This window comes from Peptoniphilus sp. (assembly GCF_050943655.1).
Lineage (GTDB): Bacteria > Bacillota > Clostridia > Tissierellales > Peptoniphilaceae > Peptoniphilus_A.
The window spans coordinates 1-10,235 of sequence record NZ_JBMNPQ010000051.1 but is presented as its reverse complement, the minus strand read 5'-3'; the positions used below and the strand labels follow the sequence as shown (position 1 = coordinate 10,235).

The window sequence follows — 10,235 nt, the reverse complement described above, 5'->3', positions numbered from 1 at the left end:
CCCTTGATGTCAAATCCATATTTTGCATTTAGTTTGTTAATAGGAGTTGAGGCTGAGAATTCTGTTATGTTTTCTATGGTTCCGTCTTCTGCAATTCCAGTTACTAAAAACTTTCTTACTGCAAATAGTATTGCGATCGCAATTGTTGCAATGAGTAAATCTACCATAGTGTCTGAGTACACTAGCATCTTTCTCGATATTACAAGTAAAATTAAGTGAATTATATTTGTGTCTGTGTGCGCTATCATGAGAACTACAAATTCAATAGCAATTACGAGTAGAAGTACATGAGAAAGAAAATGTTGAAATATTTCGTAGGAGGCAAGTTCGTCGGAGTGAAGTATTTCTACATAATATTTCAATATGTCTGGCACTGCAAAGATTACTCCTGCAATTAGCATTATTGAAACTATTATTTCGAAAATATTTACAATCCTAAGAAGCCCCACTAGGTATTTTCTTCTGTTCATTTATATCTCCATGCTTTTTGTTATTTCTTTTTTCATCTTTGCCAAGATTTTTTTCTCCATACGCGATACAGTCATCTGAGAAATATTTAATTCTTTGGCAATTGATACCTGGGTTTTCTTATTAAAATATCTATCCATCAGTATTTTTTTCTCTACATCGTCAAGACCAACCATGGCTCTTTTGAAAAAGTCGTTGGACTCAATTTTATCGAAGTAATCTTCATCTTCGCCTATTAAGTCTGCTAAGCTAAATTCATTTTCACTTCCACTTTCATATGTCACATCAAGTGACTGTGGTGTGTAGACCTTAGATGCCTCCATTGCCTCCATTATCTCTTCTGGAGTTGAGTTTAAAAACTCTGCAATGTCGTTTATTGTCGGAGTCTTTTGATATTTTTGGGACAGTGTTGTAGTTGCATTTGCAATTTTTTTGGATAGTTCCTGAATTCTTCTTGGAACTCTAATTGTCCAACCATTGTCTCTAAAATATTTTTTTATCTCGCCGATTATTGTAGGCGTTGCAAAGGATGAAAATTCAAATCCCTTTGTCGGATCAAATCTTTCTATGGCATATATTAGACCGATTGATGCTATTTGGTATATGTCGTCAAAATCTATGCCTCTATTTGTGTATTTTTTGGACAAAATTTCTGCAATATATAGATGTTCCTCGATTAATATATCTCGAATTTCCGGGTCTCTATTTTTATAGTACTCGTTAAAAAGTTCTTTTCTCTCTTCTTTTGTAAGCCTTCTGTCTAAATCGTTATATTCTCTTAAATTCATAATAAACCTAAAGATTTTTTTCTAATACTAGAGTATTTTCTTCAAAGTAAGACTCATCGATTAGATAGTCTATTATAGTTCTTGCAAGAGAGAGTTTTTCACAAGAATTTAATTTTTCTTCTGAAATTTGTGAAACTTTTATTTTCAATGATTTTTCATCGATTTCAAATACAATGTCTATATTCTCGTCCATTTCTAAGTTTAGACAAATATTTAAAGATTCAGTAAGAGCCATCTTAATGTCTTCGATTTCTTCGATATCTCTATTTAAAGTGCTTAAAATGCCTGTAGCCATGAGCCTTGCCGTAGAAAAATACAAGGTGTCATTTGGCAAACTAAATTTTAATACATCCATGTTAACCTCTTATTTCGAATATCTCGTCTAGTTGAGTTATTTTAAATAACTTCATTATAGTACTGCTCAAGTTTTCAATAACTATTTTGTGACCATTGTCTTTAATATTTTTTAATATATACATCAAAGATCCAAGTCCTGTCGAGTCAAGATATTTTAGATCTTTACAATCGAAAAGTATGTCCTTTTTGTTCGCATTATAAAGCTTAAGGGCCTTTTCTTTGAAAGCATTGGTGTTATAAACATCAAGCTCTCCTATAGGGTATAAAATTAAAAAATCTTCACTGTCTTTCGTTTCAAGTCTAAAATCCATGTGATTCCTCCTAGTCACCTATATATTTTGCAACAGAAACTACTTTTGAATCCTTAAGATTCATAAGTTTTACACCAGAAGTGTTTCTTCCTTGCAATGAAATATCATCGGTTAAAATTCTTATAATTATGCCGGAGTCGGCGATAATCATAACGTCATCTTCTTTGTCGACTACACTTGCTGTTGCAACTTTGCCAGTCTTCTTAGTAGTCTTATATGTCAAGATTCCCTTGCCGGCTCTATTTTGTGCCCTGTATTTTGAAAGTTCTGTAAGTTTTCCATAACCATTTTCTGAAACTACAAGTAGATAGTCGTGTGAGTCAATAGTATCTGATGAAACGAGTTCGTCGTCTTCGTCAAGTTCAATTGCCTTAACACCCATTGTGTTTCTGCCACTCTTTCTTACTTGCTCTTCATTAAATCTTATGGACATTCCCTTCTTGGACACAAGAATTATTTCTTCTTCGTCGCGAGTCAAGTGTACTCCTATTAATTTATCACCTTCATTTAGGTTTATTGCTATTATACCTGATTTTCTGATATTTTTATATTCTTTTGCAGAAGTTCTTTTAATTAGTCCATTTTTTGTAACCATTACGAAGTTCATTTCTGGATCATATTCTTCTACAGGAATAATTGATGTTACCCTTTCATCAGGTTGCAACTGAAGTAAGTTTACAAGAGCTGTACCTCTTGATGTCCTTGAATCTCTCGGTATTTCGTAAGCATTTAGCCTAAATACATTTCCAAGGTTTGTAAAGAATAGTATTATATCGTGAGTCGATGTCACAAAAAGCTCTTTTACGAAGTCATCCTCACGCATGTTGCCAGAAGAAATTCCCCTGCCACCACGTTTTTGAGGTTTGTATGTGCCCTCGCTCATTCTCTTAATGTAACCAAATTGAGTTAGAGTTATAACTACATCTTCTTTTTTAATTATATCTCTCATTTCAATTTCTGATGCACTTGGAGATATTACAGTTCTTCTAAGGTCTCCATATTTATTTTTAATCTCAAGAAGTTCGTCTTTAATTAAATTCATAAGGACGTCGTTGTTTTCAAGAATTTCTCTAAATCTCTTGATGTCTTCTTTTAATTTTTCATACTCTGCCTCAAGTCTATCTCTTTCTAGTCCAGTAAGTCTTCTAATTCTCATGTCTAGAATTGCCTGAGACTGTGCATCTGTTAGGTCAAATTCTTTTTTAAATTTAACTTTTACCTCGTCATCGTCTTTGGAATTTCTAACTATTTGGATAATTCTGTCGATATTATCTAGTGCAATAAATAAACCTTCGACGATGTGTGCTCTCTTTTCTGCCTTATCTAGGTCGAATTTTGTCCTTCTAGTTACAACTTCAACTTGGTGATCTACATAATGTCTAATAAGATCTTTTAGATTTAAGATTTCTGGCTTTCCATTTACAAGTGCAAGGTTTATGATACCAAATGTTATCTGCATTTGTGTATTTCTGTACAGTTTATTTAAAACTACATTTGCATTTGCATCTCTTTTTAAGTCGATTACAATCTTAATTCCATTTCTATTAGAAGAGTCATTTATGTTTGAAATTCCCTCAATGACTTTATTTTTTGCAAGTTCTGCAATTTTTATTATTAAGTTTGATTTATTTACTTGGTAAGGAAGCTCTGTAATTATTATTTGTTGTCTCTGTTTAGTTAAGTTTTCTATTTCGGCAACTGCCCTTACAGTTATCTTTCCTCTACCAGTCTTGTAGGCCTTTTTGATTCCGTCAGTCCCCATGATTTGAGCTCCCGTTGGAAAGTCAGGTCCCTTTATTATTTCGTTTAATTCATCTATTGAAATATTATCGTCGTCGATATATGCAATTATTCCATCAATTGCCTCGTTCATATTGTGTGGCGCCATATTTGTCGCCATCCCTACGGCGATACCACTTGATCCATTTACAAGTAAGTTTGGAAATCTTGATGGAAGTATTACGGGCTCCATCTCGTTTTCGTCGAAGTTTGGTTGAAAATCTACTGTGTCCTTATTGATGTCTCTTAGCATCTCTTCGGCAAGTTTTGTCATCTTAACTTCTGTATAACGCATTGCCGCTGCATCGTCACCGTCAATATTACCAAAGTTTCCTTGTCCATCTACTAGTGGATATCTTGTATTAAAGCTTTGTGCAAGTCTTACTGTTGCTTCATAAATTGAGGAGTCACCGTGAGGGTGATATTTACCCATTACATCCCCAACAAGTCTTGCAGATTTTCTGTATCCGCTGCCTGATGTAAGTCCAAGTCCTTGCATTCCGTATAAAATTCTTCTGTGAACAGGTTTTAGTCCGTCACGAACATCTGGAAGAGCTCTGGCAACTATTACAGACATGGAATAATCAAGATAAGATGATCTCATCTTGTGGTTAATATCAACATCTAATATTCCTGATTCTACAAATTTATCTTCTGTCATTAGTTCCTCCTAGCTTATGCGTCAACGAAATCTGCATATTCTGCATTTTCTGAGATAAATTCACGTCTTGGCTCTACTTCTTGGCCCATAAGCATATCAAATGTATCATCTGCTATTTGTAAATCATCTATATTTACTCTTAGAAGAAGTCTGTTGTCTGGGTTCATTGTTGTTTCCCAAAGCTGTTCGTAGTTCATTTCCCCAAGACCTTTGTATCTCTTGATTTTTACATTTTCGCCTTTGTAGCTTTCTAGGGCAAGTTTTAATTCCTTTTCGTTGTGACAATATCTAAGAATCTTGTTGCCCTTTTCGATACCATATAGAGGTGCTTGTGCCACATATACATGTCCCTCTTCAATAAGTGGTCTCATGTATCTAAAGAAGAATGTCAAAAGTAGAGTCATAATGTGGGCACCGTCTACGTCGGCATCGGTCATGATTATAATTTTATTGTATCTTAATTTTGAAATGTCAAACTCTTCGCCAATTCCAGTTCCAAAGGCAGTAATCATGGCTCTTATTTCTGTCGAATTTAAAATTCTATCGAGCCTTGCCTTTTCGACATTCATGATTTTACCTCTAAGTGGCAAAATTGCTTGGTAGTTTGAATCACGTCCGTCTTTTGCAGAACCTCCGGCGGAATTACCTTCGACTATAAAGATTTCGTTTCTTTCTGGGTCGTCATTTTGGCAGTCTGCAAGCTTTCCTGGAAGAGTCATGCTCTCTAGTGTATTTTTCTTTCTAGTTAAGTCTCTTGCTTTTCTTGCGGCTTCTCTTGCCCTTCTTGCTGAAAGTGCCTTATCTAGAATCTTCTTTCCAACTTTTGGATTTTCTTCTAAGAATACTGCAAGATCCTCTGATAGGACTGAGTCAACAACTCCCCTTGTCTCGGAGTTTCCAAGTTTTGCCTTAGTTTGTCCCTCGAACTGTGGATCTGGAAGCTTTACACTTATTACTGCAGTAAGACCTTCACGCACGTCTTCACCAGATAAGTTTTCTTCTTTTTCCTTTATTATATTGTTCTTTCGTCCGTAGTCATTTAGCGTACGAGTAAGAGCAGATCTAAATCCTGATAGATGAGTTCCGCCCTCTTCTGTATTTATATTGTTGGCAAAAGTTAAAACTACTTCGCTATATGATTCTGTGTATTGAAGTGCGATTTCTATTGCAGTTTCTTCTTTTACTTCTTCTATATAAATTATTTCGTCGTGAATTGGTTTTTTCTTCGCGTTAATATATTCTACGAAAGATTTTATTCCGCCTTCGTAGTGATATACTTCTTGTTTATCGTGTCTTTCGTCGATAAATTCGATTTTTATGCCCTTATTTAAAAAGGCCATTTCTCTAAATCTCTTTGAAAGAGTTTCAAATGAGAATTCTACAGTTTCAAAAATTTCTGGGTCCGGTTCAAAATAGATTGTCGTTCCAGTTTCAGACTTATCTACATCTCCAATAACTTTAAGTTCAGACATTGCGTGTCCTCTTGAAAATTCTTGTCTGTAAACTTTTCCGTCCCTTTTAACTGTAGCAACAAGTTTTGTAGATAATGCGTTTACTACAGAAACACCAACGCCGTGTAGACCACCACTAACTTTGTAAGCTCCGTTGTCAAACTTTCCTCCGGCGTGGAGTATTGTAAGTACAGTTTCCACTGTGGACTTGCCAGTTTCTGGGTGTTTTTCTACTGGAATACCTGAACCGTTATCTGAAATTTCAACGAATCCATCTTTGTTTATTCTGATAATTATGTGGTCACATATTCCGGCAAGTGCCTCGTCTATTGAGTTATCTACAACTTCATAAACTAAATGGTGCAGACCTTTTTCTCCTGTGGATCCAATGTACATCCCCGGTCTTTTTCTTACAGGCTCAAGACCCTTTAAGACCTGAATGTCACTGGCACCATAATGCCTTTTAGTATTTGCCATATCTTCTCCTAACTATACTAAAATTCTTCCATTATTGATTTGGAAAAATTCAGCATCTATACTTTGTAAATATTTATTTATTTCTGTCGTCGTTATAAATGTCTGTGTGTTTTTTAATGAATATAAAAAGTATCTTCTTCTATTAAAGTCCATCTCCGAAAATACATCATCTAATAGAAGTATTGGATATTCATTGTATAAACTTTTGATTAAATCTGTCTCTGATAATTTTAAACTCAGTACTATACTTCTCTGCTCACCTTGAGATCCATATACCTTCGATGAAAGTTTGTTTATTTTAAAATCCAGATCATCTCTATGTGGTCCGATAGTCGTGTATTTTTTCTCGAGATCCACTACAAAAGTCCTCTTTAAAAGTTTGAGATAATGCGCTCTTAGCTCATCTTCATCAAGAACTATTGGAACTGTCGATAGATAAGTTATATTTAAATCGTCTCCCGATATATTTTTGTAGTGATACTTTGCAAATTCGTTTAACTTTTTGATGGCACGAAGCCTCATTATTATGATTTTTGTGCCCACATTTGCAATTTCTTGATCGTAAATATTTAAAAGATTCTCGTCCATCTTTATTTTTAAGAGTTTATTTCTCTCAAATAAAATTTTTCTGTATCTCTGATAATAAAAATCGTATGATGGTTCAACATTTGAGAGCATATCGTCCAAAAATCTTCTTCTATTGCCCGGTGAATATTTTATCATATTTAGGTCGTTTGGACTAAATATGACACAGAACCTAGATTTGCGATATTCTTTTGCGCTTACCTTTTCTTCATTAATATAAAACTTTTTGTTCTCGTTTTTGAATATCTCCACGCGAAAGTCGTCTTTGTAGTCTTTATTTGTATATCTTGAGATAATGCTAGATGAATTTTCATTAATATTTATAAGCTCATTATCTCTTGCATTTTTAAAGCTCGTCGCCTTTATGGACATATAAATTGCCTCGATTAAATTTGTCTTTCCCGAAGCATTTAGACCATAGAGTATATTTATGTTTTCGCTTGGAGTAAAATCAAGGTTTTTATAATTTCTAAAATTTAGAAGCTTTAGAAACTCCAGTTTCATTTTTCACCAATTACAACAGTTATATCGTTAAATAAAATTTCATCGCCTGGATAGAGTTTTTTTCCTCGTCTCGTTTCTACTTCGCCATTTACCTTTACCAGTCCGTCTTTAATTACACTTTTGGCAAGTCCGCCAGTGTCACAAAGACCTGAGAATTTTAATAGTGAATCGAGTTTTATAAATTCATCGTCGATTTTAACAATTTGTCTTTCCATATTATCCCGCCAATCTTACAGGTAAAACTAAATAAATATATGAGTCGTTTTCTCTTTCAGTTATTATTAGAGGATTTACTGAGTCTGTGAAGTTTAAAATTATGTCATCTTCTTCTAGAATCTTTAGTCCGTCTAAGATGTATTTTGAGTTAAATGCAATTCTAAGGCTCTCACTTACATCTGATGTTTTAACCTTTTCAAATACATCTCCAATTTCTGAGTTACTTTTTATTTCGATTAAATTTTCTTCTATATTTAACTTGATTAAATTTGCTCTGTCTTCCCTTGCTAAAAGTGAAGCTCTCTCTACTGCTGATTGAAATTCATGTCTATCTACATGAAGAGATATAGTGTTATTGTCTCTTAATAGTCCGTTGTAGTTAAAGAATTCGCCACTTAGAAGTGTTGAATAAAATACAGTGTTATTAAAAGAGAATATTATATTATTTCTAGAAATCATTATTTCTATGTCGCAGTCGTCGTCAATAATTTTTACAAGTTCGTTAAGTGATCTTGATGGAATGATTATTGAGTTTTCAAAGTCAGAGTCTTTTACTATTTTTTGGATAGCCATTCTAAATCCGTCAAGTGCGACGAAGTTGATGTAGTCCTTTTTAATATCCATAAGGACACCTGTAAATATTATTCTAGTTTCGTCTTGTGAAACAGCAAAAGTAGTTTTTCTGACTGTATTTTTTATTTGTGTCGATGTGAGAGTCAAGCTTTTATATTCATCTATTCGCGGAAGATCTGGATAATCTTCTGCATTTTGAACGCTGATATTAAAGATTGATTCGCCACATCTTAGGTTCATATTGTAATTTTCTACATTTATATCTATTAAATCATTGTTGAGTTTTCTGACAATATTTCCAAATAGTCTAGAATTAATTACTATTTGTCCCTCTTCTTCAACTATACATGAACATTTTGTCTCGATACTTATTTCTGTATCAGTTGCTAAAAGAGTAAGTGTATTATTTTCTGCAATAAGTTTAATTCCTTCTAATATTTGCATAGTTGTTCTAGCAGAAATTGCCTTTTGTACTATTTGAATATGTTTAGCCAGTTCTTTTCTATTTATGCGTATTTTCATTTTTCCTCCTAGAAAATAGTATATTAAATAGTAATAATAGTAGGACCTGTTAATTTGTTGATAAGTTCCTCTAAATATTAATAATGTGAACTTATTAATATTGATAGAATGTGGATAAGTTTTAGAAATTTAAAAAGTTATCCACTATGACTTAATTTCTTTTATTAGGTTAGTTACTTCTATTTTAAATACTGGATCATTTTCCATATCTTTTTCTATTTTGTCGTAGGCGTGAATTACAGTTGAGTGATCGCGTCCTCCAAACACATCGCCTATTTTTGGAAGAGATAGATCTGTAAGTTCTCTTGTGATATACATGGCTATTTGCCTTGGATATGCTATTGCCTTAGTTCTCTTCTTTGAATTTAAATCATCTATTGAAATGTCGTATTTTTTACAAACGACAGATTTAATGTATTCTCCAGTAATCTTTTTCTTTTCTTTGCTTTCGTAAATATCTTTTAAGACAATGGCAGCAGAGTCCACTGAAATATCTGAATCAGTAAGCTTTGAGTATGCCATAACCTTTGAAAGTGCGCCTTCAAGCTCCCTGATGTTACTTCTTACATTTTCTGCAATAAAGTTAATTACATCATCAGACACATCAAAGCCCTCGGAGTCTGCCTTATTTCTTAGTATTGCAATCCTTGTTTCAAGATCTGGTGCAGAAATATCTACTACAAGTCCCCATGCAAACCTAGATACCAATCTCTCTTCCAGTGATTTTATCTCCTTTGGAGGTTTATCTGATGTTAGAACTATTTGCTTATTTTGTTCATGAAGCTCGTTAAAAGTATGGAAAAATTCCTCCTGAGTCCTGTCCTTGTTGGCGATAAACTGAATATCATCGATTAATAGCAAATCAACTTTTCTGTATTTGTGCCTAAATTCCTCGTTTTTATTAGTTTGAATTGAATTTATAAGTTCGTTTGTAAACTGCTCACTGGTTACATAAAGAATCTTTTTAGTTGGATCTTGCTGCAGTACAAAGTGGCCTATTGCCTGCATTAAGTGAGTCTTTCCCAGTCCAACGCCACCATATATAAATAGTGGGTTTGAGAAGGCGTTTCTTGGATTTTCGTAATTTTCTGCAGCTGCAAGTGCCGCAGCGTGAGCAAACTCGTTGCTCTTTCCAACTACAAAAGTTTCAAAAGTATATTTAGGATTTAGTCTAGTTGAATTTAATAAAGACTGATTGGCAAAGGAGCCTGGTGTCATGTTTTCGGCCTCTGCCTCAGATATGATTGTAACGTCAAAATCAATGCCCGTTACATCTTTAAGAGCTGATACCACAAGGTCAAAATGTCTTTTATTATTTGCAAGATAATCTCTGATAAACTGGGAAGGAACTGTAATTATTATACTTTTATTGTCATAGTCTACTGTTTTAGGCAGCATTCTAGAAAACCAAGTAGAATAAGTAACCTGAGACATGGATTTTTTTTCTAATTGTTGTAAAAAAGATTCCCACATAGTGGAAAGTTTTGGATCCATATTTCCTCCTTTATTCACAATTTATTGAATGTTTAAAAATTATTATGTA

General features: G+C 33.7%; 10 protein-coding genes. All 10 read right to left on the bottom strand.

Translation table 11 applies throughout. The features are described 5' to 3' along the window. On the bottom strand, positions 1-470 hold a 470-nt coding region (locus ACOX6R_RS05730; RefSeq protein WP_433448193.1), incomplete at its 3' end, for a hypothetical protein. Further along, positions 471-1,256 (bottom strand): SigB/SigF/SigG family RNA polymerase sigma factor, encoded by a 786-nt coding sequence (locus tag ACOX6R_RS05725; RefSeq protein WP_433448191.1) that lies wholly within the window; start codon positions 1,254-1,256, stop codon positions 471-473. It abuts the gene before it with no gap. A 7-nt stretch (positions 1,257-1,263) separates the two neighbouring features. Continuing rightward, a complete protein-coding gene (locus ACOX6R_RS05720) occupies positions 1,264-1,611 on the bottom strand; it encodes an anti-sigma factor (protein ID WP_433448189.1) in 348 nt (115 codons plus the stop codon). A 1-nt stretch (position 1,612) separates the two neighbouring features. After that, positions 1,613-1,924, bottom strand: coding sequence for an STAS domain-containing protein (locus ACOX6R_RS05715; protein ID WP_433448188.1), 312 nt, complete (start codon positions 1,922-1,924; stop codon positions 1,613-1,615). Positions 1,925-1,934: 10 nt separating this feature from the next. Continuing rightward, positions 1,935-4,364: a DNA gyrase subunit A gene (gyrA, locus tag ACOX6R_RS05710; RefSeq protein ID WP_433448186.1), complete on the bottom strand. Its 2,430-nt coding sequence runs from the start codon at positions 4,362-4,364 to the stop codon at positions 1,935-1,937. A gap of 14 nt (positions 4,365-4,378) precedes the next feature. Continuing rightward, positions 4,379-6,292 (bottom strand): DNA topoisomerase (ATP-hydrolyzing) subunit B, encoded by a 1,914-nt coding sequence (gene gyrB / locus ACOX6R_RS05705; protein ID WP_433448184.1) that lies wholly within the window; start codon positions 6,290-6,292, stop codon positions 4,379-4,381. Positions 6,293-6,304: 12 nt separating this feature from the next. After that, positions 6,305-7,381: a DNA replication/repair protein RecF gene (gene recF, locus ACOX6R_RS05700; RefSeq protein WP_433448182.1), complete on the bottom strand. Its 1,077-nt coding sequence runs from the start codon at positions 7,379-7,381 to the stop codon at positions 6,305-6,307. Further along, positions 7,378-7,596 carry an RNA-binding S4 domain-containing protein gene (locus tag ACOX6R_RS05695; protein WP_433448180.1) on the bottom strand — a complete coding sequence of 73 codons (219 nt, stop codon included), beginning with the start codon at positions 7,594-7,596 and terminating at the stop codon, positions 7,378-7,380. The genes recF and ACOX6R_RS05695 overlap by 4 nt, the downstream gene beginning before the upstream one ends. A 1-nt stretch (position 7,597) precedes the next feature. Further along, a complete protein-coding gene (dnaN, locus tag ACOX6R_RS05690; protein WP_433448178.1) occupies positions 7,598-8,692 on the bottom strand; it encodes a DNA polymerase III subunit beta in 1,095 nt (364 codons plus the stop codon). A 144-nt stretch (positions 8,693-8,836) separates the two neighbouring features. Further along, positions 8,837-10,186: a chromosomal replication initiator protein DnaA gene (gene dnaA / locus ACOX6R_RS05685; RefSeq protein WP_433448176.1), complete on the bottom strand. Its 1,350-nt coding sequence runs from the start codon at positions 10,184-10,186 to the stop codon at positions 8,837-8,839. Between the last annotated feature and the right edge of the window lie 49 nt (positions 10,187-10,235).

What these genes read in the sequence shown, in the direction of transcription:
- ACOX6R_RS05725 (WP_433448191.1), bottom strand. Translation starts at nt 1,256, where the DNA reads ATGAATTTAAGAGAATATAACGATTTAGACAGAAGGCTTACAAAAGAA.
- ACOX6R_RS05715 (WP_433448188.1), bottom strand. Translation starts at nt 1,924, where the DNA reads ATGGATTTTAGACTTGAAACGAAAGACAGTGAAGATTTTTTAATTTTA.
- dnaN (WP_433448178.1), bottom strand. Translation starts at nt 8,692, where the DNA reads ATGAAAATACGCATAAATAGAAAAGAACTGGCTAAACATATTCAAATA.
- ACOX6R_RS05695 (WP_433448180.1), bottom strand. Translation starts at nt 7,596, where the DNA reads ATGGAAAGACAAATTGTTAAAATCGACGATGAATTTATAAAACTCGAT.
- gyrB (WP_433448184.1), bottom strand. Translation starts at nt 6,292, where the DNA reads ATGGCAAATACTAAAAGGCATTATGGTGCCAGTGACATTCAGGTCTTA.
- recF (WP_433448182.1), bottom strand. Translation starts at nt 7,381, where the DNA reads ATGAAACTGGAGTTTCTAAAGCTTCTAAATTTTAGAAATTATAAAAAC.
- dnaA (WP_433448176.1), bottom strand. Translation starts at nt 10,186, where the DNA reads ATGGATCCAAAACTTTCCACTATGTGGGAATCTTTTTTACAACAATTA.
- gyrA (WP_433448186.1), bottom strand. Translation starts at nt 4,364, where the DNA reads ATGACAGAAGATAAATTTGTAGAATCAGGAATATTAGATGTTGATATT.
- ACOX6R_RS05720 (WP_433448189.1), bottom strand. Translation starts at nt 1,611, where the DNA reads ATGGATGTATTAAAATTTAGTTTGCCAAATGACACCTTGTATTTTTCT.